Source organism: Streptomyces sp. NPDC040622 (genome assembly GCF_055593965.1).
In genome coordinates this window covers 928,515-954,090 of record NZ_JBVIXD010000001.1, presented here as the reverse complement: position 1 = coordinate 954,090, position 25,576 = coordinate 928,515, and the positions used below count along the sequence as shown (strand labels likewise).

General features: G+C 72.5%; 21 protein-coding genes. 12 read left to right on the top strand and 9 right to left on the bottom strand.

What is annotated here, in order from left to right; translation table 11 throughout:
- Positions 1-31 precede the first annotated feature (31 nt).
- The 5 genes from ACZ592_RS04190 to ACZ592_RS04170 all read left to right on the top strand — a co-directional run bounded on the left by ACZ592_RS04190 (position 32) and on the right by ACZ592_RS04170 (position 5,249).
- Positions 32-1,054, top strand: coding sequence for a dipeptidase (locus ACZ592_RS04190; RefSeq protein ID WP_471579946.1), 1,023 nt, complete (start codon positions 32-34; stop codon positions 1,052-1,054).
- Positions 1,055-1,243: 189 nt separating this feature from the next.
- Entirely contained in the window at positions 1,244-2,326 is a 1,083-nt protein-coding gene (locus ACZ592_RS04185) for a M20 family metallopeptidase (protein WP_471580010.1), read from the top strand.
- Positions 2,323-3,126, top strand: a complete 804-nt coding sequence (locus tag ACZ592_RS04180) for a GNAT family N-acetyltransferase (protein WP_471579945.1) — start codon at positions 2,323-2,325, stop codon at positions 3,124-3,126. Before ACZ592_RS04185 ends, ACZ592_RS04180 begins: the two co-directional genes overlap by 4 nt.
- Before the next feature lie 41 nt (positions 3,127-3,167).
- Positions 3,168-4,235: an o-succinylbenzoate synthase gene (menC, locus tag ACZ592_RS04175; RefSeq protein ID WP_471580009.1), complete on the top strand. Its 1,068-nt coding sequence runs from the start codon at positions 3,168-3,170 to the stop codon at positions 4,233-4,235.
- A 420-nt stretch (positions 4,236-4,655) separates the two neighbouring features.
- The gene (locus ACZ592_RS04170) at positions 4,656-5,249 is read left to right on the top strand and encodes a M23 family metallopeptidase (protein ID WP_471579944.1); all 594 of its coding nucleotides are present in this window, start codon (positions 4,656-4,658) and stop codon (positions 5,247-5,249) included.
- Positions 5,250-5,290: 41 nt separating this feature from the next.
- Here ACZ592_RS04170 and ACZ592_RS04165 read toward each other — a convergent pair whose 3' ends face one another.
- Together ACZ592_RS04165 and ACZ592_RS04160 are read right to left on the bottom strand one after the other, a co-directional pair.
- Positions 5,291-6,112: a phosphoenolpyruvate hydrolase family protein gene (locus ACZ592_RS04165; RefSeq protein WP_471579943.1), complete on the bottom strand. Its 822-nt coding sequence runs from the start codon at positions 6,110-6,112 to the stop codon at positions 5,291-5,293.
- 35 nt (positions 6,113-6,147) lie between these two features.
- On the bottom strand, positions 6,148-7,401 hold the full coding sequence (locus ACZ592_RS04160) for a Tm-1-like ATP-binding domain-containing protein (protein WP_471579942.1): 1,254 nt from the start codon (positions 7,399-7,401) through the stop codon (positions 6,148-6,150).
- 110 nt (positions 7,402-7,511) lie between these two features.
- Here ACZ592_RS04160 and ACZ592_RS04155 point away from each other — a divergent pair, with 110 nt between their 5' ends.
- From ACZ592_RS04155 to ACZ592_RS04145, 3 genes are all read left to right on the top strand, one after another.
- Positions 7,512-8,984 carry an aminotransferase-like domain-containing protein gene (locus tag ACZ592_RS04155; protein WP_471579941.1) on the top strand — a complete coding sequence of 491 codons (1,473 nt, stop codon included), beginning with the start codon at positions 7,512-7,514 and terminating at the stop codon, positions 8,982-8,984.
- 62 nt (positions 8,985-9,046) lie between these two features.
- On the top strand, positions 9,047-10,876 hold the full coding sequence (locus tag ACZ592_RS04150) for an ankyrin repeat domain-containing protein (protein ID WP_471579940.1): 1,830 nt from the start codon (positions 9,047-9,049) through the stop codon (positions 10,874-10,876).
- 200 nt (positions 10,877-11,076) lie between these two features.
- Complete coding sequence (locus ACZ592_RS04145; protein WP_471579939.1) at positions 11,077-12,489, top strand: NAD(P)/FAD-dependent oxidoreductase; 1,413 nt, start codon at positions 11,077-11,079, stop codon at positions 12,487-12,489.
- A 40-nt stretch (positions 12,490-12,529) separates the two neighbouring features.
- Here the strand turns inward: ACZ592_RS04145 and ACZ592_RS04140 are convergent, their stop codons facing one another.
- Positions 12,530-13,390, bottom strand: coding sequence for a LysR family transcriptional regulator (locus ACZ592_RS04140; protein WP_471579938.1), 861 nt, complete (start codon positions 13,388-13,390; stop codon positions 12,530-12,532).
- A 68-nt stretch (positions 13,391-13,458) separates the two neighbouring features.
- On the opposite strand from ACZ592_RS04140, the gene ACZ592_RS04135 reads away from it, so the two are divergent.
- Entirely contained in the window at positions 13,459-14,415 is a 957-nt protein-coding gene (locus tag ACZ592_RS04135) for an EamA family transporter (RefSeq protein ID WP_471579937.1), read from the top strand.
- A gap of 48 nt (positions 14,416-14,463) precedes the next feature.
- Here the strand turns inward: ACZ592_RS04135 and ACZ592_RS04130 are convergent, their stop codons facing one another.
- The 4 genes from ACZ592_RS04130 to ACZ592_RS04115 all read right to left on the bottom strand — a co-directional run bounded on the left by ACZ592_RS04130 (position 14,464) and on the right by ACZ592_RS04115 (position 19,223).
- Positions 14,464-14,862 (bottom strand): STAS domain-containing protein, encoded by a 399-nt coding sequence (locus ACZ592_RS04130; RefSeq protein WP_471579936.1) that lies wholly within the window; start codon positions 14,860-14,862, stop codon positions 14,464-14,466.
- 253 nt (positions 14,863-15,115) lie between these two features.
- The gene (locus ACZ592_RS04125; RefSeq protein WP_471579935.1) at positions 15,116-15,658 is read right to left on the bottom strand and encodes a hypothetical protein; all 543 of its coding nucleotides are present in this window, start codon (positions 15,656-15,658) and stop codon (positions 15,116-15,118) included.
- A 526-nt stretch (positions 15,659-16,184) separates the two neighbouring features.
- Positions 16,185-17,660 carry a helix-turn-helix domain-containing protein gene (locus ACZ592_RS04120; RefSeq protein WP_471579934.1) on the bottom strand — a complete coding sequence of 492 codons (1,476 nt, stop codon included), beginning with the start codon at positions 17,658-17,660 and terminating at the stop codon, positions 16,185-16,187.
- 111 nt (positions 17,661-17,771) lie between these two features.
- Entirely contained in the window at positions 17,772-19,223 is a 1,452-nt protein-coding gene (locus tag ACZ592_RS04115; RefSeq protein WP_471579933.1) for an amidase, read from the bottom strand.
- A gap of 155 nt (positions 19,224-19,378) precedes the next feature.
- Between ACZ592_RS04115 and ACZ592_RS04110 the strand changes: the two genes are divergently transcribed.
- Entirely contained in the window at positions 19,379-19,969 is a 591-nt protein-coding gene (locus tag ACZ592_RS04110) for a TetR/AcrR family transcriptional regulator (protein WP_471579932.1), read from the top strand.
- A gap of 326 nt (positions 19,970-20,295) precedes the next feature.
- Positions 20,296-20,430: a hypothetical protein gene (locus ACZ592_RS04105; protein ID WP_471579931.1), complete on the top strand. Its 135-nt coding sequence runs from the start codon at positions 20,296-20,298 to the stop codon at positions 20,428-20,430.
- Between the two features lie 38 nt (positions 20,431-20,468).
- On the opposite strand, the gene ACZ592_RS04100 is transcribed toward ACZ592_RS04105, so the two are convergent.
- Both ACZ592_RS04100 and fxsT read right to left on the bottom strand, forming a co-directional pair.
- Positions 20,469-21,389: a trypsin-like serine peptidase gene (locus ACZ592_RS04100; RefSeq protein WP_471579930.1), complete on the bottom strand. Its 921-nt coding sequence runs from the start codon at positions 21,387-21,389 to the stop codon at positions 20,469-20,471.
- Between the two features lie 204 nt (positions 21,390-21,593).
- Positions 21,594-25,301 carry an FxSxx-COOH system tetratricopeptide repeat protein gene (gene fxsT / locus ACZ592_RS04095; protein WP_471579929.1) on the bottom strand — a complete coding sequence of 1,236 codons (3,708 nt, stop codon included), beginning with the start codon at positions 25,299-25,301 and terminating at the stop codon, positions 21,594-21,596.
- Positions 25,302-25,436: 135 nt separating this feature from the next.
- Here fxsT and ACZ592_RS04090 point away from each other — a divergent pair, with 135 nt between their 5' ends.
- Complete coding sequence (locus ACZ592_RS04090) at positions 25,437-25,574, top strand: hypothetical protein (RefSeq protein WP_471579928.1); 138 nt, start codon at positions 25,437-25,439, stop codon at positions 25,572-25,574.
- The last annotated feature ends 2 nt before the right edge of the window (positions 25,575-25,576 follow it).

Genomic DNA, 25,576 nt, shown 5'->3' with positions numbered 1-25,576 from the left:
CCAGCCGCCCTCCCCGACGAAAGGTTCCGCCATGCCGTACGACCTCCACACCCGTGCCGTCGTCGCCGACGCGCACAACGACCTCCTCATGGCCGTCGCCGCCCGGCCGCCCCGGCGCTGGGCGGACTTCTTCCGCGAGCGCTGGCTGCCGCAGCTGCGCGAGGGAGGCATCGGCATCCAGGTGCTCCCCGTCTTCATCGACGAGCAGTACCGGCCCGAGGGCGCCCTCCGCCAGACCCTGCGGATGATCGAATGCGCCCACGTCCTCGCGGAGGGCAACGCCGACCACGTCGCCCTGTGCCGGTCCGGCGCCGAGATCGACGCGGCCCTGGCCCAGCACAAGATCGCCCTGGTCCTGGCCCTGGAGAGCGCCCCCGGCATCGACGCGGACGTGGAACTCTTCGCCACCCTCTTCCGGCTCGGCGTCCGCATCGCCTCGATCGCCCACTGGGGCCGCACGCCGCTCGCCGACGGCAGCTGCGAGGACGCCACCGGCAGCAGGCTGACCGCTCCCGGCATCCGGGCGCTCGGGGAGATGGAACGCCTGGGCATGCTCTTCGACGTCTCCCACCTGAGCGCGAGCGGCGTCTCTCACGTCCTGGAGATCGCCGGCCGCCCCCTGCTCGCCACCCACTCGTGCGCCCGCGCCCTGCGCGACCACCACCGCAACCTCCCCGACGAACACCTGCGGGGCGTGGCCGCGACCGGCGGGGTGATCTGCGTGAACTTCATACCGGACTTCCTCACCGACGACCGGGACAAGGTGAGCGTCGACCGCATCGCCGACCACGTCGAGCACATCGCCTCCGTCGCGGGGATCGACCATGTCGGGATCGGCGCGGACTTCATCCAGGAAGTCATGGCCGACCTCACCCCGCCGTGCTGCGAGTCCCTCGGCGACGAGGACCCGCTCCTCGACTTTCCCGGCCTCGAAGGTCCCGCGGGCATGCCGCTGGTCACCGGGGCACTGCTCGACCGGGGGCTGGCAGAGGAGGACGTGCTCAAGGTCCTCGGCGGCAACCTCCGGCGCGTGATGAGTGCGCACATGGGCTGACCCGGAGCCCGCCGCGGCGGCGTGCGCGGCGCCGCCTTCGTTCCCCGGTACGAATCCGCGGCCAAGGTTGTGTCTCTCGTACCAACTCCGTGCCCGGCGGCCTGCCTAGCGTGGTGGACATCCCACCCTCTGGAGGACTCCCCCGTGCAGGCCGACCACCCTTCCCACCCCGCGCCGCCCCTCGACGCCATGCTCGCCGACCTCGAAGAACTCGTGACCTGCGAGTCGTACTCCGCCGACCACGCGGCCGTGGCCCGCAGCGCCCGGGTCGTCGCCGAGCAGGGCAGCCGCATGCTCGGCGCCCGGCCCCGGACGCTGGTCACCGGCGGCGTCACCCACCTGCAGTGGACCTTCGGCACCCCGCGCGTCCTGCTGCTCGGCCACCACGACACGGTCTGGCCCATGGGCAGCCTGAAGACCCACCCGTTCTCGGTGGAACAGGGCATCGCCCGCGGCCCCGGCGTCTTCGACATGAAGGCCGGTCTCGTCCAGATGTTCCACGCCCTGGCCCTGCTGCCCTCCCTGGACGGTGTCAGCGTCCTGGTCACCGGGGACGAGGAGGTCGGCTCGGACACCTCGCGCGCGCTCATCGAGGACACGGCACGCGGGTGCCGGGCCGCGCTCGTCCTGGAAGCCTCGGCGAGCGGTGGCGCCCTCAAGACCAGCCGCAAGGGCGTCTCCCACTACGGCCTCACGGTCCACGGCCGCGCCGCCCACTCCGGCCTTGACCCCGAGAAGGGCGTCAACGCCGCCACCGAGCTGGCCCACCACCTGCTCGCCCTGCGGGACATCACCGACACGGTGAACAGCCGCACCGGCCCGGGGACGACCATCACCCCCACGGTGATGTCGGCCGGCACGACCACCAACACCGTCCCGGCCCGCGCCGAACTCAGCATGGACGTGCGGGTTCCCACCCCGGCGGCGCAGGACGCGGTCGACGGTCTCCTCAAGGCCCTCACGCCCCACCACCCCGAGGCCCGCCTGGACGTCTCCGGCGGCCCGAACCGCCCGCCCCTGGACGCCGAAGCCTCCCGGAGCCTGTACGCGCTGGCCTGCGACGTGGCCGCGAGGACCGGGCTCGGCCCCCTGGAGCAGGCCGCCGTCGGCGGCGCGTCCGACGGCAACTACACCGCGGGCGTCGGCTGCCCGACGCTCGACGGCCTCGGCGCCGTGGGCGACGGCGCCCACGCCGACCACGAGCACGTCGTGACCGCCGCCATGCCGCCGCGCGCCCGACTCCTCGCCCACCTCGTCGGAGCGATCCTGTGAACCACCCCGTCATCCGCGAACTCCGCACCATGGAGGAGTTCGAGACCGTCTGCCGCCTGTACGCCGACGTCTGGGGCACGGAGCCCGCCACGGCACCGATCAACGCCGAGGTCATGCGCGCGCTCTCGCACGCCGGGAACTACGTCGCCGGGGCGTACGAGGACAGCGAACTGACGGGCGCCACCGTCGCGTTCTTCGGGGTGCCCGCGGGCACCACCCTGCACTCCCACATCACGGGCACCGCGATGGGCCGCGGCATCGGCCTGGCCCTCAAACTGCACCAGCGCCAGTGGGCTCTGGACCGCGGCCTCAAGCGCATCACCTGGACCTACGACCCCCTCATCCGCCGCAACGCCCACTTCAACCTCACCAAACTCGGGGCGCGTCCCGAGGAGTACCTGCAGTCCTTCTACGGCGCCATGGACGACGCCATCAACGGCGGCGACGAGTCGGACCGGGTCCTGACCGCCTGGGACCTGTCGTCCCCGCCACCGACCTCGGGTCACACCGGCATCCCGCTGCCCGCAGGCGCCAAGCACGCCGTGCGCGAGCGCGCGGGGCGCCCCGAACCGCGCTCCACCGATGCCGAGTTCGTCCTGGTCGACCTGCCGGACGACATCGAGGCGCTGCGCCGCACCGACCCCGCGGCGGCCCGCGACTGGCGGATCGCCGTCCGCGAGGCCCTCGGCGGTCTGCTGGCCGAGGGCGCCCGCGTCCTCGGTTTCCACGACCGGCGCAGCTACGTCGTCCACCGTTTCCCCGCCACCCCCGCACACCTGCCCACCGGGAGCCACCAGTGACCAGGACGAAGATCTCCGGCGTCGAACTGCGCCGCATCGCGATGCCGCTCGTCGCGCCGTTCCGCACCTCCTTCGGCGTCGAGACCAGCCGTGACGTCCTTCTCGTCCGTGTGGTCACCGCCGACGGGGAGGGCTGGGCCGAGTGCGCCGCGATGTCCGAGCCCCGCTACTGCGCCGAGTACGTCGACGGGGCCCAGGACGTCCTGCGCAAGTTCCTCGTCCCCGCCCTGCCCAAGGACGGCGTGGACGCCGCGGGCGTGGGCCGGGCCCTCGCGCCCTTCACCGGCCACCACATGGCGAAGGCCGCTCTGGAGACCGCGGTCCTCGACGCCCGGCTCCGCAGCACCGGCGAGTCGTTCGGCTCCCACCTGGGCGCCGCGCGCGACCGTGTCCCCTGTGGTGTGTCGGTGGGCATCATGGACTCCGTCCCCCAACTCCTGGACGCCGTCGCGGGATACGTCGAGGAGGGGTACGTCCGGATCAAGCTCAAGATCGAGCCGGGCTGGGACATCGAGCCCGTGCGCGCGGTCCGTGAACGCTTCGGCGACGACCTGCTCCTCCAGGTCGACGCCAACGCCGCCTACACGCTCGTCGACGCCCAGCACCTCGCCAAGCTCGACGACTTCGGCCTGCTCCTGATCGAACAGCCCCTCGCCAACGACGACATGGTGCAGCACGCACAGCTGGCCAAGCTGCTTCGCACGCCGATCTGCCTGGACGAGTCCATCGAGTCCGCCGCCCACGCGGCGGCCGCGATCTCGCTGGGCGCCTGCTCCGTCATCAACGTCAAGCCCGCCCGGGTCGGCGGCTATCTGGAGGCCCGCCGCATCCATGACATCGCCCGCGCCCACGGCATCCCTGTGTGGTGCGGCGGCATGCTGGAGACCGGCATCGGACGCGCCGCGAACATCGCGCTCGCGGCGCTGCCCGGCTTCACACTGCCGGGCGACACCTCGGGTTCCCACCGCTACTTCGCGACGGACATCACGGAGCCGTTCGTCCTGGACGACGGCCATCTCGACGTCCCGACCGGCCCCGGCATCGGCATCGATCCCCTGCCCGACGTCCTGGACGAGGTGACCACCGCCACGGAGTGGATAGCCCTGTAGCCCCATCGGCTACGCGGGCGGCGGGCCCCAACTCTTGGGCTCCTTGCCTCCGTTGGTCGAGGAGTTCCACCCCGACTCCAGCGAGGGAGCGGGAAGGCGACGCCTTCGGGCACGGGACCGGGCGCGGGCACGAGCACGGTCGGTGGGGGGTGCGGAACTCGGACGCGATGAGCACGTTCGCATGACGCTCCAGATCCTGAGCGGGTAAGCGGGGCAGGGACAGGGCGGTGCGGCGGCCCCGGAGGGCCCGTCGGGCCAGGGGCATCTCCGGCCCGGTGGACGTGGGCCCGCGCGGGTCCGCGTCCACCGGATGGCGCAGCCGACGTGCGCTCCGCCGCCCCTGACGGTGTGCTTGCTGAGGTGGACTACGACATAGAGGGCCCGCCTCGAGCGGGCACCACACGACGTGACGCACTGGGCATGGCCGCAGTGCTGCTGGCAGGCGGCGCCTTCTCCGTGGGAGCGGCCGCCCCGAGGGCCGATCAGGAGTCGGACGACCCCTGTGCGGCCACCTACGACGCCGAGTTCGAGGCGGCGCTCGCCGACGCCGACGCGGAGTTCCCCGACGACGAGGCCCGCGGTCTCGCACCGGAAGGACCCCGCGGCCGGTTCACGCTCCCGCTGCGGCGGCGCTACCGGATCACCACCCGCTACGGCGTGCGCGGCAACTGGCTCGCGGGCCACCACACCGGCATCGACCTCGCGGTCCCCACGGGCACCCCCGTGTACGCGGTGGGCGGCGGGCTCGTGGTGCTGGCCCGCTGGTCGGGGGCGTACGGCAACGCCGTCACCGTACGCATGCCGGACGGGCACTTCGTGGTGTACGGCCACCTGTCCCGGATCCGGGTGCGCAGGGGCTCCCGGATCCGGGCAGGGACACGCATCGGGAGCAGCGGCAGCACCGGGCGGGCCACCGGACCCCACCTCCATCTGGAGGTACGGGCCCGGCGCCACTACGGCTCCGACGTCAGCCCCTTCCGCTACCTGGCCCGGCGAGGCGCTCGCCTCTGGTGAGGTCCTGGACCGCACGGGTGCCGCCAGCACGCTGCGGCGCCTCAGGAGCCCAGGGACTTGAAGGCTCTCGTCTGCTCGACGACGGCCCGTTCCGTGGGCAGCCGTTCGATCGACGAGGCGCCGAAGAAGCCGACGACGCCCTCGGTGTGCTCCAGGACGTACCGCGCGTCCTCGGGCTCGGCGATGGGCCCGCCGTGGCAGAGCACCAGGACGTCCGGGTTCACACGCTTGGCGGCGTCGTGCATCTCCTGCACGACGGTCACCGCCCGGTCGAGGGTCATCGCCGTGCCGGCGCCGATGGATCCCTTGGTGGTGAGGCCGACGTGCGGGACGAGCACGTCGGCACCCGCCCTCGTCATGTCCGCGGCCTGCTCGGGGTCGAAGACGTAGGGCGTGGTCAGCAGGTCGCGTTCGTGGGCGGCGCGGACCATGTCGACCTCCAGGCCGTACCCCATGCCGGTCTCCTCGAGGTTGACGCGGAACGTGCCGTCGTACAGGCCGACCGTGGGGAAGTTCTGCACGCCGGCGAAGCCCATGGCCTTCAGCTGGTCCAGGAACAGGTCCATGCGCCGGAACGGATCCGTGCCGCACACCCCGGCGAGGACCGGGGTGTCCCGGACGACGGGCAGCACCTCACGGGCCATGTCGACGACGATCTCGTTCGCGTCTCCGTAGGGCAGCAGCCCGGCAAGGGAACCGCGGCCCGCCATCCGGTAGCGGCCCGAGTTGTAGATGATGAGGAGGTCGACGCCGCCCTCCTCCGCGCACTTGGCGGAGAGGCCGGTGCCCGCGCCCGCGCCGATGACGGGCCGCCCCGCGGCGACCTGGGCGCGCAGCCGGGCGAGTGCTTCCTTGCGGTTCATGGGGTGCTCCGGGTGCTCCTGGAAGGGGTGAGGGGTCAGCGGGCGGCCGGTGCGGCGGCGCGTTCGCCGATCAGCTGGTGCAGGCGGTCGGCCATCGCGACGGCGAAGGACGCGTCGTTGATGTGGGCGTCGACCTCGTGCAGGCGTACGCCGCTGCCCCGCAGCGTGGTGCGCAGCGCGTCGAGGCCCGCCGTGTCGGCCGCCGGGTCGGCGAAGGGCGCGCCTTCGATGTCCACGGCCGAGAGTCCGCGCAGGGGCCAGAACAGCTCGGCGGGCCCGCGGGCCGCGGCGGTCTTGTGGCCGAGGGTGGCGCCGAGAGCGGCCATTTCCTCCGCGGTCGTGCGCATCAGCGTGACCGTGGGGTTGTGGACCAGGAACCGCCGTCCGGCGAAGCGCTCGGGGATGCTCGCCTCGGGGCCGAAGTTGACCATGTCGAGGGCGCCGGGGGCGACGACCTGCGGCACGGCGGCGGCGCCCGCGGCGGTGAGCCGGTCGGGGCCCGCGCTGAGCACTCCCCCGACGAGTTCGTCGGCGAGTTCGGTGGTGGTCAGGTCGAGCACGCCGTCCAGCAGGCCGTCCGCGGCGAGCTTCTCCACCGCGCGGCCGCCGGCGCCCGTGGCGTGGAAGACCAGCACTTCGTAGCCGAGTTCGGCGAGGCGGGCGCGGGCCGCGTCCACGGCGGGCGTGGTCACGCCGAACATGGTGGCGGCGACGACCTTGCGCCGGGGGCCCGCCAGTTCCTCGTGGTTGCGCTCCTGGCGGCGGGCCATGCCGGCCGCGGCGGCGGCCGCGTTGCCGAGGATGTGGCGCGAGACGGAGTTGATGCCGGAGATGTCGACGACGCTGTACATCATCGTGAGGTCGCTGCTGTCGACGTACGGCGCCACGTCGCCGCCCGCCATGGTGCTGACCAGCACCTTCGGCACGCCGATGGGCAGGGCCCGCATGGCCTGTGCCGCGATGGCCGAGCCACCGCTGCCGGCCGCGGCGAGCACCGCGTGCAGCTTGCCCTCGCGGTGCAGGTCGAGGACCACGCGTGTCAGCCCGTCGGCCATGGCGACGACCGCCTCGCCCCGGTCGCCCGCGGCCCGCAGTTTCGCCAGGTCGTGCCCGGCGGCGCGCGCCACCGCGTCGGCCGGCACGTCGGCCGCGGGTGCCTGGGCGGGCGGCGGCAGCACGCCGACGTCGACCAGGAGGACATCGCTGCCGTACTCGCGGAGCCGCTCGCGCAGCCACGCGTACTCCTCGCCCTTGGTGTCCAGCGTTCCGACGAGGACCACGGTCGCCATGTCCTTCACACTCCTCAATGTGCCCGGTGGTGCCGATCCTGCGGCCGGGCCGTGCCGGTGACAACGACCAGTGGGGCCCGATTGGCCTGCGCATGGGCGAAGATGAGGACATGGCGAAGATCCCGACGGCCCGTTTGTCGCGGCTGCTCACCGGCTGGTCATCGGAGGGCTCGGGTCCGCTTCCGCGGCGGCTCGCGGCCGCGCTGCGGGAGCTGGCCGAACGCGCGGACGTGGCACCCGGCACGACCCTGCCCTCCCAGCGCGAACTGGCCGGCGTCCTCGGCGTGAGCCGCTCCACGGTCACGGCCGCGTACAGCTTCCTGGAGAGCGAGGGCTGGCTGGAGAGCCGCAGGGGCAGCGGTTCGCGGCTGCGCGGGTCGGGGTCACCGGAACGGGCGGGCGGTGAGGGCCGGCTCGCGAGTTTCGACGCGCGCACGGGCCGCGCCGACCTGTCGGGCAAGGGGGAACGGCCGGGCCTGGCCGACCTGTCGAGCGGCGCGCTGGACGGACTCGGCGCGGTGGGCGACGCGGTCGGCGCGCTGTCCGGCGCGGACCTCTCTGCGCTGCTGCGGGCCGACGGCTACCTGCCGCACGGCCTGCCCGAGCTGCGCGAGGGCATCGCGGCCTACTACCGCGCGGCCGGGGTGCCCACGGAGCCGGAGCAGATCCTGGTCACCGCAGGTTCGCAGCAGGCCGTGTGGCTGGTCGCGCAGGCGCTGGTCGACCCGGGCGACACGGTCGTGGTGGAGAACCCCACTTACCGGGGCGCCCTGGAGGCGCTGCGTTCGCGCGGCGCGCGGCTCGTCCCGGTGGGCGGTGACCGTCCCGGGGCGGGCGGCGACGGCTCGGACGCGTCGGCGCTGCGGCGGCTCGGCAAGAAGGTGCGGCCCCGGCTGGTCTACCTGCAGCCCGCCGTGCACAACCCGACGGGCCGCAGTCTGGACGCTGCCGCGCTGCGGGAGTGGGCATCGGCGCTGGGTGAACGCGAGTTGGTCACCGTCGAGGACACCGCGTGCGCGGAGCTGGCCCTGGCGGGCGACGGGGCGCCGGTACCGCTGGCGGCCCGGCTCCCGATGGCGTCCACGATCACGGTGGGCACGCTGTCGAAGCTGTTCTGGGGCGGTCTGCGGGTGGGCTGGGTGCGCTCGTCGCCGCACATCGTGGCGCGCCTCGGCAAGATCAAGACGTCGGTGGACCTGTCGTGCTCGGTCGTGGACCAATTGGTGGCGGTGCGGCTCCTCGCCGGACTGCCACAGGCACGGGCCGCGCGCCGCACCGCACTCCGCGAGCAACTGGCCGGCGCGGAGGGCCTGTTGGCATCCCGCGCCCCGCACTGGGAGTGGGACCGCCCGGCGGGCGGCCCGGCCCTGTGGGTACGGGTACCGGGCACCGACACGGAGGCGCTGGCCCAGTTGGCGCGACGGCAGGGCGTCGCCGTCGTCCCGGGCTCCGCGTTCTCGGCGGTGGACGGCTTCAGGGACCGGCTGCGCCTGCCGTACGCGCACGGCGTCGACGCGCTGGAACGGGCGCTGCCGACGCTGCTGGACTGCGCGGAGCGGAGTCGGGTGCCGGCCGGGGGCTGACCTCGCTGCTCACCGGGGCCGAGGCGACGTCCGTTGTCAGACCCTGCTGCCAGCATGAAGGCATGGGATTCTTTGACGACTTGGTGCTGCCCGAAGAGCCGGCCGGGCCGCGGGACGAGGCGGTCAGACTGGGGCCGCCGGGCCAGGACGCGGGCCGCGACCGGCCGCCGGCGGACTGGTTCGTACCGGCGCTGGTGTCGCAGCTCGCGGTGGCCGGTGCCGGGCCGGCGGCCAAGGTGCTGGCCACCGGCTGGTCGGTGTGGCCGGACTCGGTCACGCTGCACCTCGTCGTGCACCGGCCGGTGCACTGGCGCGAAACACGGGAAGGCCGTCAGTCCGGGCTCCGGGTGGGGCTTTCGCTGGGCGACGGCCGCCGGGTGACGTCGCTCGACGAGCCGCGCGAGGAGGTCCCCGCCGTGGTCGGCCCCGCGGCGCTCCGTGCCGCCGTCGCGTACCCGGGGACACCGGGCGGACTGATCCCGTTGGACCGCCACTCCAGCGCGTTGCACCACTCGCTCTTCACCGCCAAAGTCGATCTGTACCTGCCGGAACTGCCCCCGCCCGGGGAGACCCGATTGGTGGTGGAGTGGCCGGACGAAGACATCCCCGAGACCAGCACACCGGTCGACACCGACGCCCTGCGCGCCGCGGCGGAGTGCGCTGTCGAAGTGTGGCCGGACCTGCCGCCGCGCCCGCCGACCGAAGAGTCGGCGTTTCTCGTGTTCCAGCGGATGGGCGGAGCGCCGGAGTTCCTCGCGCGGCCGGTGTCCAGACGCGAGCGCGCACTGCTGCGGGAGGAGGAGAGGGCGCGGCAGCGGTACGTCCCGCGGGCCGACTGGGAACACATGGGCTACGAGGGCTGGGGCGACGCGGCCCTGATCCGGGCCCGCGTCGAAGGAGGCGCACCGGTCGACGATCCCACCTGGTCGGGGGCCACTCCCCTGCACCTGGCGGCCGAGCGGGGCGGCGCGGAAGCGGTGGCCGCACTGCTCCCGCACGTCACGCGGGTCGACGCACCCGACGGCGACGGGCACACCGCACTCTGGCACGCCGTCTGCCGAGGGGACGAGGGTGCCGTCCGAGCGCTGATCGAGGCCGGCGCGGATGTCTGGACACCGCAGAGCGGGCCGTGGTCGCCGGGCCGGCTGCTGCTGACGACACCGCTCGCTCCTCTCGTCGCCGGTCTGCCGGGAGCGGTGGAGTTGGCACCCGAGGAGTCGGCCGCCTTCCGCGCCGCGGACGCCCTCGTCCGGTCCTTCGACGACGAGGCGTGGAGCGAAGGGCTCGGCATCGCCTTCGTCCGCGGCCTGGACGAAGACGAGGTCATCCGGCGTCTGGGCGGGGACCCTGAGCGCTGCCCCCACGTCCCCTCGGAGCACGCCCTGTTCGCCGAGGACTCCGAGGCCTTCGAAGACTCCGAGGACTCCGAGGACTCCGAAGACTGCGAAGACTCCGCGGGCGACGAAGACATGTACGACCACGACGCCTCCCTCCACTTCGTGGCGGTCACCGGCCAGCCCGGCAGCCCCGGCGGCACCGTCGTCACGCAGGACGGGTACATGCCGAGCGACGACGACGTGCTGCGCACGCTGTCGGTGGGCACCACCGCCTACGGGGTGTATTTCAACCCCAAGGGCGGCACCCACGGCACACTGGCCAGGGACGGCAGGATCGAGCGGCACGAAGAGATCGGCCTGACCCCGGACCCGTCGGACCCTGCCGCGTACTGGCACTTCCGGTTCTGGCAGACGGGCCCCGACGCCCCGTACACCGCGCGCGATCTCGCGTACGCCTGCGGGGCAGCCGGACTCCGCGTCACCGACGGCGGCCGGGCCACCGACGACAGCGTCCCGCGACGCCGGGTCAAGCTTCCGCCGGAGCTGCGGCGCTGAACTGCGGTACCGAATTCCGGCACCGAATTCCGGCGCGGTGATCACGGAACTCCTCGTTCGGGTGGCGTGCCTCAAAGCGGCCTTCCGGAGCGGAGCGCCGACGCCCCACCATGAGCAGCAGCGCAGGCGAACTCCCTCTCCTGCACCGGCTCGCCGGGGGCCGGGCACACGGCATCCCCCGGCCGAGAGGCGGTGCCTACATGCGCAGTCCCGGATCCGTTCCGCCCGCGCGGTGGGGCAGGGCAGTCGTCATCGGCGGCGGTCACGCCGGCCTGGTGACGGCCCGCGTCCTCGCCTCCCACTTCGACGAGGTCACCGTGCTGGAGCGGGATGCGGTGGACGCGGACACCGGGGTGCATCCGCATGCGCCGCAGGGCCACCACGCCCACGCGCTGCTCGCCAAGGGGGCGGAGGTCCTGGAGCGGCACTTTCCGGGGCTGCGCGCCGAGTTGCAGGAGCAGGGGGCTCCGGTCTTCGACTACGGCGAGAGCATCAGTTTCCTGCTGCCCACCGGTTTCGCCCCGCGACACCGTACGGGAGTGCGCATCCAGTCGTTCACCCGCGACGAACTCGAACGGTGCCTGCGCCGCAGGGTGCTGAAGCTCCCCGGCGTGACGCTGTTGCCCGGAACGCGCTGCGAGGAGCTGGTGATGGGCCGCCCCGGCACGGTGACCGGGGTCCGGTACCGCGCCGGGGCGGCCGGCGAACTCGCCTCTCTGGACGCGGATGTGGTGGTGGACGCTTCCGGACGGTCCAGCTCCCTGCCGACCTGGCTCGCCACGCTCGGGGTGCGGGTGCCCGAGCGGCGCGAGGTGAAAGCGAAAATCACGTACACGTCGATGCACTTCGACCGCCCGCCGCAGACGCCCTCGGACTTCCGGATCGCCTACCAGATGACGTTCGCTCCGACGGTCGCGCGGGGCGGCGTGCTGCTGGCCGTCGAGCGCGACCGCTGGACGTGTTCCCTCTTCGGATACGGGGATCAGGTTCCGCCCACCGACGACGACGGCTACCTGGACTTCGCGCGCTCCCTGGGCAATCCGCACCTCGCCGACCGCATCGAGCGCCGCCTCCGCCAGGAACCCGTGCACCGCTACGCCAACGTCGACAGCCGGTGGAACGCGTACCACGCCTGCACGGACTGGCCCCAACGGCTCCTCGCGGTGGGCGACTCGGTGTGCGTGTTCAACCCCGTCTACGGCCAGGGCCTGACGGTGGCCGCCCTGGAGGCCGACCTGCTGCACCGCTCGCTCGTGCGGCGCCGGGCGCGCGCGCAGGGCCTGGACGGACTGAGCCGCGCCTACCAGCGCGGGGTGGCCCGCATCCTGCAGGCCCCCTGGGCGCTGTCCAGCAACTCCGACCTGATGTGGGACCCGCGCGACCGGCCGCTTCCGGCCCGGTTCACCCACTGGTACAACCACCACCTCTTCGAGGTGGCCGTGCGCGACCCCCGCGTCTGGGCACGCTTCGTGCGGGTGATCAACATGGTGTCCCCGCCGACGCTCCTCTTCCACCCCGCCGTCCTCGGCAAGGTGCTGGCCCGCGCGGCGACGCAACGCCGTGCCCGGGGTAGCGCGCCCGGGGCCCGGCGGGACATCGGGTCGGCCGTCTGAGCCCGCTCCCCTGCTGACGGAGGCCTCCCCTGCTCTCGCCTCAGCGTTCCGCGACCATCGCGCGGGCCAGCCGGACCAGGTCCGGGATCGCGGGGTGGGCGGGGGTGCCGCGCTGCCAGGCCAGCACCAGCGGGACCGGCGGGGCATCGGTCAGGGGACGGTAGACGATCGAGGGGTGCGTGTGCAGGCGGGGCGTCGCCGAGGTCGAGATACCCACGGCGCGGCCGACGGCGACGGCCGTCAGCCACTCGTCCGTGTTGGTGACCTCGATCGTCGCCGTGGGCCGCGCGGTGTCGGGCCAGAGGTCCAGCGTGGTCGTGCCCGCCACCGTGTTCAGGGCGATCGGCCACGCCGCGAGATCCGCCAGCGTGAGGGAGTCGCGCGCGGCGAACTCACTGTCCGCGGGCACCACCGCCACCCGCTCCTCCTCCACCAGCAGCTCCGTGACGAGGCCCGGCGCCGTCACCTCCCCGCGCAGCAGTGCGATGTCGACCTTGCCCTGGGTGAGCCCGGCCGTGCGGTCGTCGATGCGGCGCAGCTCAAGCGGTACGTCGGGATGCTGCTCGGCCCAGCGGCGCAGCAACGGAATCGTGAGGTCGCCGAGCGCGGCCCAGGGATGCCCGAGGCGCAGCGGCACGGTCGTCAGCGAGCGCGGGTCGAGGGCCTGGTCGACGGCGGCGAGCGCGACGGCGGCCTTCTCCCGGAACGTCCGGCCGGCCGCCGTGAGCTCCAGGTGGTGCGTGGAGCGGTCGACGAGCCGTGTGCCGAGGTGCTCCTCGAGCTGGCGGAGCGTACGGGAGAGGGCGGGCTGGCCGATGTGCAGGCGGGCCGCGGCACGGGTGATCGTGCCCTCCTCCGCGATGGCGAGGAAGGCCCGCAGGTGGCGCAGCTCCATGGTCATGCTTGGCAAGCATAGCCACTGTTCAATCGGCATTTCACACGGAAGGCGCGGCTTCCTAGCCTGTGGGCATGACCTCCACGACGCCTCGGGCGAAGACTGCAGGCACGGTCCTCATCGAGAAGGCTCCCGTCGGCACGACCTCCGACACCGGCACTGGCACTGGCACTGGCACTGGCACTGGCACTGGCAGCCTCGGCGGCATCGGGCTGATGCTCGCCGGCACCCTCTCCGTACAGTTCGGTTCCGCCGTCGCGGCGCTGCTCTTCCCGCGTGCCGGTGCGCTCGGCGTCGTGGCGCTGCGGGTGACGATCGCCGCCGTCCTGCTGCTGATCGTCTGCCGCCCCCGGCTGCGCGGGCACAGTCGTACGGACTGGGCCGTGGCCGCCGCCTTCGGCCTGGCTCTCGGCGGCATGAACATCTTCTTCTACCAGGCGATCGACCGGATCCCACTGGGCCCTGCGGTGACTCTGGAGGTACTTGGACCGCTCCTGCTGTCCGCCGTCGCCGCGCGCCGGGCGGTGAGCCTGCTGTGGGCGGGGCTCGCGTTCGCGGGCGTCTTCCTGCTCGGACAGGAAGGATTCGACGAACTGAGCCCTGCGGGCGCCGCCTTCGCGCTGGCCGCGGGCGCCATGTGGGCGGCGTACATCGTCTTCAACTCCCGTGCGGGCGCGCGCTTTCCGCGTCTCGACGGTCTTGCCGTGGCCATGGCGGTGGCCGCCCTGGTGAGCCTGCCGCTGGGGATCGGTTCGGCCGGTGCCACCTTGCTCGAACCGGGGGTACTGGGCCTCGGCCTCGCGGTGGCGCTGCTGTCCTCGGGTCTGCCGTACACGCTGGAACTGCTGGCCCTGCGCCGGCTGCCCGCCGGGACGTTCGCCGTCCTGACCAGCGTGGCCCCGGCCGTCGCCGCCCTGGCCGGGTTCCTCGTCCTCGGGCAGACCCTCTCGCCGCTGCAGTGCCTGGCGATCGCCTTGGTGGTGGCCGCGAGCGTGGGGGCGGTGCGGACGAGGACGGCGGCGACGCGGTGACCGCGTACGGCGAGCCCACCAAGAGGTGACGGGAAGTGCCAGGCCGCGCTACGCCGTGAGGCGGCCCATGCCCAGGCAGTGCAGCGTGGCGGCGGACCGAGGGCAGGCCCCGCGGACCACCATCGTGCCCTCCACCTCCTTGAGGGCACGCAACGTGCCGAAGAAGACGCCCGCGCCCTCCCGAGCCAGGTAGGTGACGTCGGACAGGTCCACGATCAGATGACGGCAGCCGTCCTGCACCAGGCGCCCCAGCTGCGTCCGAAGCGACTCGGCTTCGCGTGCGGTGATCTCGCCCCGCAGGGAGACGCGGACCAGGCACCCGGCGACCAGCACCCGCCCGATGCCGGCCCGCCGCAGCCGTCGGGCCGTGCCCGGGGTCGCCAGACGTCGGGCCCCGCGGGAGCGTCGCGCTCTCGCGACGGGGGAGGCGCGATCGGGAGCATGCACGGGAACAGACCTTCCGGCGGAACACCGCCTGTCGGCCGACGTGGCCGAGAGGTGCTTATTTCATATGTCTATACCATGCCTGCCCCGCCACGGCGAGAGCCGGATGTGCGCCCCGACCTGGCAAGGAACCTGCGGACGCGACGTCTCCGCAGGCCAGACGCACCCTGAGGAAGATCCTCGGTTTCCCCTGCCGCACACATTTACACCATTGGTCTACGCCAATCTGAAGCGAGGCGCGAGACACACCTGCACGTCACCCGGAGACCTCGGCCCGCCACGACCGCGGCCACTGGCCGGAGGGCGGCGGCGCGCCCGCGATGCCGAGATCGCCCCGCGCCCGCGCATAGAAGGCGTCCCGGGCCGCGCTGGCCGCCCGGTGCGCCTTGCTCCACTCCGCCGACTCGGCCCCGCCCTCCCGTACGAGCAGCTCGATGGACCACACCGACTCGTGCCACCGCCGGGCCGCGGCGATCGTCTCCGCGTCACCGACGAGCAGCACCGACTCCCACTCGGCGGCCCGGTGGGACTCGGCCTCAGCGAGCAGGGGCAGCCCCTCGGTGGGCTCCAGCGGATCAGCGACGTCCGAGTAGCCGAGGGCGGCCCCTATGCGCTGAGCCGTACGCAGCTGGACCTTCAAGACGTTCGCGTAGCGGCCGTACGTCTCGAAACGCTTCTCGTCCCACCGCTCCGCCTGTTGACGCTTCCACTTACGGCGCTCGGTGAGACTCTGCCCCGCGTACGACGCGACCGAGCCCACCACCACCCCTATGAGTGCAGGAAGTTGATCTCCGAGCACGCTTGCTCCCCTCAGCGATTCGTGGAGCAATCATGCCCTCCACCCTTCGATGCGTCCTGCACGGAGAAGAGCAACGGTGCCCGGTCAGGTAGGACAACGGACTTGCTCAGGTGTGGAGATCCGCGGTGGACGTCTCGTCGGGTGCCGTCGCGCAGGCCGCGTGGACGGTGGACGGGCCGACAGGGAGTGCGGGGTGTGCGGGCGGGGCGTAAGTGGCCGCCACGGCGGTGGCGATGTCGCGGTGAGGGCGCCGAGGACGACAGGCAGGGGTCGTTGGCGCGCGGACACGAGAATAAGGGCCTTTCGAGCCGGTCGGACGGTCGGAGCTGGGGCCCTTGGGGCAGGGCCTGGACGTCGGCCTGCCAGTGACTCGCGGACAGCTTGTAGACCGTGTCCATGGAGCCGTCCTTCAGCGTGTCGATGCGGACCAGCTCACGCTTGCCGGGCTTGGGCTTCGGCTTGGGTTGGGCTGCGGCTTGGCCTGGTCGCCCCAGGAGGTGACCTGGCCGGACGTACGGCGAATTCTTCACCCAAGGCGGTGAGCGCCCTTCGAGGTTCTCAGCCACTGGTCCGAGCTCCACGCATAGGACGTGGAGCCCTTGCTCCAGCCACTGGTCCGGAACGCCTTCCCTTGGTCGTCGACGCGGAGCGTCCCGCGCCGGTCGCCGCTGGACCACCGCAGCTCCAGGTACCACCGCACATCGTGCAGCTCGGCGTCCGCCATGACGTAGAAGACCTGGGGCTCCCCCTCACTGACCTTGTACGGGAAGTCGCGCTGCCCCTCGCCGGGCACCGCACGCGGCGTCGCGTCGTCCAGGTCCACGTCGAAGGACTTGACGTCCATCGCTTCGCCGCAGCCGGTATCCACGTGGAATCTGTTCCAGGCGAGCGGCGCACCGGTGCTCTGCACGCGGACCCTCATGCCCGTCAGGACGACGGGAGCCTTGCCCAGGCCCTGCACGGTGACCTCGACGTACTGGTCCCGGGCCGAGACAGCGGCGAGTTCCCCCACCCAGGCGGGCACGTCCTGCTGCACGGGCGGCTCCGGCACCCGGCCGACCTCGCGGTTCACCAGGAAGCTCTGCACGCAGTCGTCCTCGTACTCGGCGGCGTACGGCCGGGTGCGCGTGGCCAGCGGCGGGCCGGGGTTCCCTTGCCGCGCGCCACCGGACGCGGGGCTCTTGCCGCCCCGCCATGAGGAGTCGGACGTGGCGCTCCCCTTGCCGGAAGGCGGAGCGGAGGAGGTTCCTTTGCTGCCTGCCCCGTCGGGCCCCTCCGCCCCCTCGGGCCGGTCCGTCCCGCGAGAGCTTCCCTTTCCGCCGCTCTTGCCATCACCGCTGCCATCGCCCTTGCCGACCCGGACCGACGGCGAGGAACTCGGCCCCCATGACCCGTCGAACGGCGCGGCGGTGGGGTCCGACAGGACGGCGGCGCCGGCACTCTGCTTCCGCTGGTGCCTTTCGCCGTCACCGCCGTCGTTCAGGGCAAGAGCGACGGAGCCGATGCCCACGACTGTGACGACGGCCGCCACGAGCGCGCGGGCGCGGGCGCGGGTCCAGCGCTTGCGCGACAAGGACAACGGCGACGGAGCTGACGCGGAACCGGCGCCCGGCCGCGCCCCGACGCCCTGCACAGGTTCCGGTTCGGGGTCCGGTTCGGGGTCCGGATTGAGGTCCGGCTCGGGAGCCGGGGCGGAAGCCGGGGCGGAAGCCGGGGCGGTGGACGCGGCCGGGCCCGGCTTCCGCCCACGCGCCGCGTCCGCCAGGACCCACCGCCGGTGGACCTCCACCAGCTCTTCCGGCGTCGCCCCGCAGAGGCGCGCCAACCGCTCCACCACCGCGAACTCGGTGGGTACCGCTCCCCCGTTGCAGCACCGGTGCAGCACGGAGGTGCTCATGTGAAGCCGCTTGGCCAGCACTCCGTAACTGAGCCCGGACCGCTCCTTGAGCTCCCGCAGCAGCTCCCCGAGCGACGCCATCCCCACCTGCCCCATTCCAGTCATGTGCTCGGGTCCAGCTATGCGCTCGGGTCCGGTTGCGTATTCGGGTCGATTTCGCGTTCGGGGGCCGAGACGATCACAGGTCCCCTCGCGGTTCCGGGCGCCCCGCCGCGCTCAACGTACGCTCCCCGCCCACACCCCGGGGCTCCGGGCGGCCCAAGGAGCGGCTTGTTCCAATTGTCCGGCGAGACGGAAGAGTTGGTCTTCGCGCCCGAAACCGGCGGCGAACTGCATGCCGATCGGAAGTCCCGTACCGGTGTCTTCTGTTACGGGCACGGACATGGCCGGCGTGCCCGCCACATTGAACGCCACGGTGAACGGCGAGCGGTCGAAGATGCGGTCGAGCCCGCCGTGGCCGTACGCCGCCGCTCCCTCGGCAGGGGTGGCGAGGGACACGGGAAGCTCCGGCAGCGTCGGGGTGAGCAGCATGTCGTGGGCCTCGAAGTACCGCGCCAGGCTTCGGGCCACCCGGTTCCGGACCGCGAGAGCGGCGACGAACTCGGCTCCGGTCACCCGCTGCCCGTAGTGGTACCCGGCAAGGGTCGCGGGCTCCAGGGTCGAGGAGTCCACGGGCCGGCCGAAGGCGGCAGCCAGTTCGTTGACCGAGGCCGTGATGTTCGCCGTCCACAGACGGGCGTTGGCCGTCACGAACTCCTCCCAGCCGACGCCGAGATCGGCCTTGGCCTCTGTCACGTGATGGCCGAGGGATTCGAGCAGGCGCGCGGTACGGGCGAGGGCGTCGGTCACGGGCTCGGCGGTGCGGCGCCCGCCCCAGGCCTGCGCGAGGACCCCGATCCGCAATGCGCCCGGATCGCGGGTGACTTCTTGCGCGTAGGGCCGGTACGGCTGCTGGGCGAAATAGGGATCACCCGGTTCCGGGCCGCGGACCTGGTCGAGCAGTGCCGCGCTGTCGCGCACCGTGCGGCTGACGCTGCCGTGCACGGCCAGGCCGTTGAAGACCTCGTCGGCGCCGGGGCCCATGGAGACCCGGCCACGGGTGGGCTTCAGCCCGAAGAGGCCGTTGTAGGCGGCGGGTATGCGGAGCGACCCTGCCGCGTCGGTGCCGTGCGCGACCGGGACGATCCCCGCGGCGACGGCCGCACCCGCGCCCCCGCTGGATCCACCCGCACTCCGCCCCAGGTCCCACGGGTTGCGGGTCGCGCCGTACAGGACCGGTTCCGTCGTGATGTCGTAGGCCATCTCCGGAGTCGCGGTCCGCCCGAACGTCACGAGCCCGGCGCGACGGAAGCGCAGCATCAACGAGGAATCGGCGTCGGCGACGTTGCCCGCCGCGAGACGGCTGCCGAGCTCCGTCCGACGCCCGGCCATGGCGACCCCGATGTCCTTGATCAGGAAGGGGACCGCGGTCAGCGGAGCGTTGTCAGGGGTACCGGGCGCGGGCCCGTCATCTGCCTTCCATGTCTCTACGACGGCGTTGATCTGCGGGTTCACCGCCCGCGCGGCCTCGCGTGCCGCTGCTTCCGGTTCGGTGGGGGCCACGTGACCCCGGGCCACCAGTTCAGCGAGCCCGACCGCGTCGAAGGTCACGTACTCGTCAACTCTCATTGCCACTCCCATCTCATTGCCACTCCCAGAACGGACGCAGAACAGATAGCGATACCGATCAGTACTGGACGATACCGTTCGGTATCGTGCGGGACAGGCTGGTACCGTAGCGCACCTGAGAAACCCCCAGCACCACCGGACGTCACGGAGCAGCCATGGCATCGACCGCCGGCAGGCCGAGCAGAGTGGCGAAACTGCCACCCCGCGAGCGCATCCTCGACGCGGCGGAAGAGCTCTTCCAGAGCGAGGGGATCCGGCGGGTGGGCGTGCAGACGATCGCCGAGCGGGCCGAGACCACCAAAATGGCGATCTACCGGCACTTCGAGACGAAGGACGCACTGGTCGCGGAGTGGCTGCGGATCGTCGCCGCCGACTATCAGGCCGCCTTCGACCGGGTCGAGGCCGCACACCCCGGCAAGCCGGAGGAGCAGATCCTGGGCCTGGCCCGCTTCATCGCGGAGGGGTTGCCGGAGATCTCCCACCGGGGCTGCCCGTTCATCAACTCCCTCGCCGAACTGCCCGACCGCTCCCACCCCGCCCGACAGGTGATCGAGCAGCACAAGGCCCTCCAGACCCAGCGATTGGTCGGGATGTGCGTCGAGGCCGGGCTGCCCGACCCCGGACAGGTCGCGGCCGAGATCACCTTCGCACTCGAAGGCGCGCAGGTCAGCACGCAGAACGGAAGCATCGATCAGACGGGGGACCGGCTGATGAGAGTCGTCGAGGGGATCGTGCGCCGTCGGTGACGGATCAGGGGCGTCCCTGATCAAAGTCCGGGTCATCCCGGATGGTGAGCGGAATCCGCGCTTGGTGAGCTGTTCTCATGAGGAATTCGAAGCCACAGCATCGCGTTCTCGCCGTACTCACCGCAGTGGGCGCGCTTGCCGTACTCACCGCCATCGCCACCAGCGCCGCCATCGCCACCCCTGCTCTTGGTTTGGTGCCCCACCCACGCCCGCCCCACCCACCACGCCCAGGGCCGCATGCCAAGACTCAGGCGGCGCTCAATGAGATCTCGGCGAGGTGAACATCTTCCTGTCCGCGCTGCTGGGCGGCCTGGCGCCACGGCGGCATGGTCCCCGGCTCCGCGACGCGCACGGTGGCCTCGGCGGACGGCCGGCATGTACTGACGATGAACCGCAACGGCGACTGGGGCGACCAGCGGCTGGAGGACGCCGTCGTCGAGGCCGCGCGGTGCGGGAGCTGACCCGGGTGCCCCTGCCCTGGGCAGGAGCGCCCTCCGTGTCAGGCCTTCTGAGCGCGGTCGTACACCTTCTTGGCCGTGGCCTTCAGCACCTCTCCGTACATCTTGGTCGGCTCGAGGGAGTCCAGGGCGCTGTTGACCGAGACCAACACGCCCTTTCCGGTGGTGGCGTTGAAGTCCGCCAGCCAGGGGCCGCCGCTCGATCCGCCGGACATGTCGCAGGGAATGGCCTGGGTGCCCTGGTCCTTCTTCGCCGTGCCGACGCAGCGCAGGAGCTCCTCGCCGAGTTGCGGGCGGGTGGCCGAGTACCCGAAGGAGGAGATGGTGCCGCCGACGGGCCGGTTGAAGGCGATCGCCTGGCCGCCCACGGCATCGGTGAGCTTCTTGCCGTTCTTGCCCGCGTCGACCACCAGCGCGGACATGTCGTTGGTGGAGTCCGTCTCCCACGTGCGCGGGGCCGCGGCCTGCCGGACCGCGAACGCGCCGTACGGCGCCTTGCCCTTGTGGTAGGCGGGGACGAACACCATGGAGAAGTTGGTGTTGTAGGGCGAGGAGCCCCGGCGCACGCAGTGGGCCGCGGTCATCACGGCCGAGCGGTTGGCACTCTTCACGGCGGTCGCCGTGCACCAGGTATCGGCGCCGTTCGCGTTGACGAAGAAGAGGCGCCCCACGGTCTTCAGGGTGGTGCCCCGCCACGGCTTGGCCTTCGGTCCCGTCGGGCCGAGGTCCACGGACTCCCCGACGGCCTTCATACGGGCGGGCGTCCAGTAGGCGAGAGCGTCCTTGCGCTCCTTCGTCGTGAACTTCAGGACGGAGACCGGGTCTGCGGCGGCCGCACTGGCCTGGCCGGCCGTGGCCGTCGCCGCGACCGGGGCCGCGAGGGCGAGGACCGTACCGGCCACGGCGAGTCCCGTGGTCCGGCCGCGAGGACGCCGGGTCACAGAGGCGGATGTCTCGGTCACAGCAGATGTCTCCTTGACTGGGGCAAGCAGCGGACGGGGGCCGTCGGCCCGCCCTCCAAGAGCGGGGAACCCACCCGTTCGGTTGCCTTGTCGACGATCTGTGACACAACTGCACGGATGCACGCAGACGTTCGGTGCGGGTGGCCCGGCGCCCCGCGTCCGAAGAGCCACTCCGTGCGAGCCCGGGGCACGGTGCCCCGCGCGTCAGACCGGCAGCGGATCGAAGTGCCAGACCGGGTGGCTGCGCGCGTGCGCGGCGACGGTGAGCCGGTGCTGGTCGCCCAGCGTCTCCGTGAGGTCTGCCAGGGCGCGCCCCTGTACGACCTCGGCGTCCCCGCTCTTGCCCGTCGAGTCGAGCTCCGCGGCTACGGCCACCTGCGCCAGCAGCGTCTGCGGATGGCGGGGCCCCAGCGCTTTCGCCGTGTCGCGCGCGGTGTGCCGCGCCATCGACAGGGACTCCGTGTGCCGGCCCGCGTTGCTCAGATCCGCGGCAAGGTTGTACGCGATACCGAGCGTCCAGGGATGCCGTGCTCCGAGTGCCGCCACGGCGGTGTCCTTCGCCTCTTCGCCGAGCGCCACCGCGCCCACCGTGTCGCCTCCCATGCGCACGGCCACCGCGAGGTTCGTCAATGCCCCGGCCGTGTACGGGTGTGCGGGGCCGAGCAGGGACCGGGAGCGGTTCACCACGTCCTGGCACAGCGCTGTGCCGTCGCCGAGGTCACCGTGCGAACGTTCCGCGGCCGCGAGGCTCGTAGCGGCCCTGAGCGCGAGAGGCGTGTCGGGGCCGAGGAGCTCGTCCGCGGCCTGACGCACCTCACGGAGCCTCACCAGACCCTCCCCCACGGCGTCGTTGCGCAGTTCGCAGAGGGCCAGGTGGTGCTCGGCGCAGAGAGTGGCCGGATTGTCGAAGCCGAGCAGCTCCCGGTGCCCGAGGGTGGCCTGCAACTGCCCGGCCAGCGCGTTCTCGAAGTGACCCAGCAGGCGCAGATCCAGCGCGTGCCGTGCCTCGGCGAGCAGGCTGCCCATGCTCGGGGGTTCGGCGAGGTTCTGGTGTCCCTCGATCGCCCGTCGGTCGAAGAGCAGCGCTTCGGAGTAGCGTCCGAGCAGCCGCAAGGAGTCGGCCACGCCGATGACCGCTCCGAGGGTGCGGGGGTGGCGCGGGCCATGCAGCGCCTCACGCCCCTCGCAGGCCTTGCGGGCTTGTTCCAGTGCGTCTTCGTAGCGTCCGAGGCCGCGCAGGTCCGCCGCCACATCCCCCGTCACGCCGAGCGGGTCGGTGCACTCGGGGTGTTCGCTCGCGCGCAGTCTCGCCTCCTCCGTGCGGTCGGCGTCCAGCGCCCGGGCGTAGTGGCCGAGCGTCCTGAGGACTTCACTGCGCCGGGCCGCGAGGACGTGTGCCTGGGGCGGACTGTCGCCGAGCCCGCTGGTCCACGCGCGCTCGACGCGTTCGACGAGGTGCAGCGCCGACCGGGAGTCGCCCCGCAGGTGCAGGTACCGGGCGCAGTTGAGGATCAGTCCCGAGTCCTCCGCGACGGCTTCACCCGGGGCTCCCGAGGGTTCCAGGTGCGGCACGATCTGCGCGTACTGGGGCCACACGCGGACGTTCACGGGGTCGCGCGGATCCGCGGCGACGAGCGCGTGGCGGACGCGGCGCAGGAGCGTCGAACGGTAGCCGCCCGCCATGTCGTCGCGGACCACCCTGCGGACCAGCGGGTGCATGCGCAGGGTGGCGCCGGGCGGGTCGTGCGTCTCGTCGCTCTCCTCGCTCGGCTCCACGTCCGCGAGCGAGTGCGCGACGATGGTGCCGACCATCTCCTGCCAGCGCAGCGAGTCGAGGGACTGTCCGCGCAGGGGTTCGGGAAGGCTGAGCCTGAGCAGGCCCAGCGGCGCCCCGCTGTCCGCGAACAGGACGCACACGTGCAGGAGGTCGACGGCCTCCGGGGACGATTCGCGCAGCCGCTTGAGCACGGCCGTCAGGGCACGGGAGAACGTCGTCGGATAGTCGCCCGTGGCCCGCAGCGGCGCCCGCTCCCAGGACGTGTCGCGCAGCCGGTCGAGGTACTCCGGCACGGCGATCGGGGTGTGGTCGAGATAGGCGAGTGCCTGGGCGACGGCCAGCGGGTGGTCCCCGAGTTCGTCGGCCAGTCGGTCGGCCTGGGACGGTCTGATGCGCGGAATCCTGCGGCGGATCAGCCGGATGCTCTCGGGACGGTCGAGCGGGAGCACCCGCACGGTCTCCACCTGGTGTTCCGCCCAGTCGCTGTTCTGGGAGGTGATCAGGACGTGGCCGGGGCCGCTGGGCAGGGAGCCGGCCGTGTCCGCGGGCCAGTCGGCGCCGTCCAGGACGAGGAGCCAACGGCCGTACGGAGTCCCCCTGCGCAGGGCGTCGAGCACCGCGCCCACCGGATCGGTGCCCCCGTCCACCCCGAGGGCCGGGGCGAGGTCCGCGAGACCCTGACGGAACGCCTCCCGTGTCCCGGCGGCGACCCACCACACCACGTCGTACTGGGCGGCGAAGCGATGGGCGTACTCGGCGGCGAACTGTGTCTTCCCGATGGCGGGCATACCGACGAGGGCAGCCATGGCGGCGCCCGACGGCGCTTCGTCGAGCCAGTGGCGCAGCTGTCCCAGCTGGACGCCACGGCCGGTGAAGTGCGGGCTGCGCCGGGGGACGCCGCCCCACACCGGCGGTGGCTCGGCGGGGTAACGAGGTGCGCTGGCACCGGTCTTGACGCCGCCGAGCGCCGGATCGAGGTGGAGCCGGCGCAGCACGCGGCGTTCGTCGTCGTCCGCGCCGAGACCGAGCAGGCGGGCACTGGGCAGCACGGCGGTCAGGTGCGGGAATTCGCGGCCGGTGAGGGTGAAAGCGACCAGCCTGCGCGTCTTTCCGCTGGGGGCGACCTCGCGCAGGGCGCGGGCCCAGGCTTCCTCGGTGTGGCCGCCCACCGGCACGAACTCCTCGCTGAGCAGCAGGACGTGGGTGCCGTCGACGACCAAGAGCGAGCGCAGCGCCTCCGGCAGGGGCAGGCCGACGGGCGGCTCCCAGCTCTGGATGGCGGCGTCGTGGCCGATGGTCTCGAGCCGGTGCCTGATCCATACCGCCCACGGCCGGTCGGGCCCCGCGTAGCTGATGGTGAAGCGTCCGGGGGCCGCGCCGGATGCCGCCTCGGCCTCCACGGCGAGGGACTCCTCCGTTTCGAGCATCTGGTGCTCCAGCACCTCGCAGCGTGTTTCCGCCTCGATGGCCTGGCGCTGGGCCTGTTCCAGGGCCTGTTGCAGCCGCGCGATCTCTCCCAGCAGCCGGTCGCGCTCTCCCAGTAATCGGTGGTGCGCGGTCTGCAGGGACTCCAGTTCCTGTCTGTTCCTGCCCTGCTGGACGGTGAAGGACAACTGCAGCCGCTGTTTCTCGGTGTCCATTTCGGCGATGCGGCGCTTCTTGCCCAGCAACACCTCGGAGAGCGCCTCGACGTTGGCCTCGGCGGACTGCAGTCTCCGGTCGGCGTCGACCAGATGGTCCTTCAGTACCTGCACTTCGTAGCCCAGCTTGCTCGTGGCCTTCAGCGCGGCCCGTTGCAGGGCCGTCACACGGTCGGTGGCCTCGGCGGAGACGGGTCGGCGCAGCGCCTCGGCCGCGTCGGTCAGCAGCCGTTCGGTGAACTCCGCGGGCGCGACCGCGGTTCCGTTGAGGTAGCGGGAGACCGTGCCGGGGTCGTGGTGGGTGCGTACCGCGTAGCGGCGCACCGATATGCGCAGGCCCACAAAGACGCTGCGCAGCGCCTCTGCCAACTCCCGGCACTCGGGCGTCACATGGGCCGGGATCGGTTTCAGGACGCCGGGCCCGGGGTCTTCCCACGAGGCGGGCGCGAGCTCCGCGCGCGCCGTGCCCTCGGACTGCTCCGCCAGTTCGTCCACGTCCAGCCCCCGTCGGATTCCCCGCGTTGGACAGACCCGCAACGCGTGCGTGCTGCCGCAACACCCGGTGTGGCGAGCAGGGTGAGAGCAACCGGCGACGACGCCGAACCCGCCCACACCGAAGGGACTTCAAGAATGCCACGATTGAGCCGCAAGAGCCCGGCCCGAGAAGAGGCAGCAACGAGCTCCGCTCTCACCCTGGCCGCCGCGGCCGTGGCCGGGACGATGAGCGCCCTCATCGCATGGCTGTTGGACGCGGTCCCCTGGCCGTGACG

Bases quoted from the DNA above. Each gene is read 5' to 3' on its own strand.
- ACZ592_RS04090 (WP_471579928.1), top strand. From the start codon at position 25,437: ATGCCACGATTGAGCCGCAAGAGCCCGGCCCGAGAAGAGGCAGCAACG.
- ACZ592_RS04185 (WP_471580010.1), top strand. From the start codon at position 1,244: ATGCTCGCCGACCTCGAAGAACTCGTGACCTGCGAGTCGTACTCCGCC.
- ACZ592_RS04140 (WP_471579938.1), bottom strand. From the start codon at position 13,390: ATGACCATGGAGCTGCGCCACCTGCGGGCCTTCCTCGCCATCGCGGAG.
- ACZ592_RS04160 (WP_471579942.1), bottom strand. From the start codon at position 7,401: ATGGCGACCGTGGTCCTCGTCGGAACGCTGGACACCAAGGGCGAGGAG.
- ACZ592_RS04150 (WP_471579940.1), top strand. From the start codon at position 9,047: ATGGGATTCTTTGACGACTTGGTGCTGCCCGAAGAGCCGGCCGGGCCG.
- ACZ592_RS04170 (WP_471579944.1), top strand. From the start codon at position 4,656: ATGGCCGCAGTGCTGCTGGCAGGCGGCGCCTTCTCCGTGGGAGCGGCC.
- ACZ592_RS04105 (WP_471579931.1), top strand. From the start codon at position 20,296: ATGGTCCCCGGCTCCGCGACGCGCACGGTGGCCTCGGCGGACGGCCGG.
- ACZ592_RS04165 (WP_471579943.1), bottom strand. From the start codon at position 6,112: ATGAACCGCAAGGAAGCACTCGCCCGGCTGCGCGCCCAGGTCGCCGCG.
- ACZ592_RS04190 (WP_471579946.1), top strand. From the start codon at position 32: ATGCCGTACGACCTCCACACCCGTGCCGTCGTCGCCGACGCGCACAAC.
- ACZ592_RS04135 (WP_471579937.1), top strand. From the start codon at position 13,459: ATGACCTCCACGACGCCTCGGGCGAAGACTGCAGGCACGGTCCTCATC.
- ACZ592_RS04155 (WP_471579941.1), top strand. From the start codon at position 7,512: ATGGCGAAGATCCCGACGGCCCGTTTGTCGCGGCTGCTCACCGGCTGG.
- ACZ592_RS04110 (WP_471579932.1), top strand. From the start codon at position 19,379: ATGGCATCGACCGCCGGCAGGCCGAGCAGAGTGGCGAAACTGCCACCC.
- ACZ592_RS04120 (WP_471579934.1), bottom strand. From the start codon at position 17,660: ATGACTGGAATGGGGCAGGTGGGGATGGCGTCGCTCGGGGAGCTGCTG.
- ACZ592_RS04145 (WP_471579939.1), top strand. From the start codon at position 11,077: ATGCGCAGTCCCGGATCCGTTCCGCCCGCGCGGTGGGGCAGGGCAGTC.
- ACZ592_RS04115 (WP_471579933.1), bottom strand. From the start codon at position 19,223: ATGAGAGTTGACGAGTACGTGACCTTCGACGCGGTCGGGCTCGCTGAA.
- menC (WP_471580009.1), top strand. From the start codon at position 3,168: ATGCCGCTCGTCGCGCCGTTCCGCACCTCCTTCGGCGTCGAGACCAGC.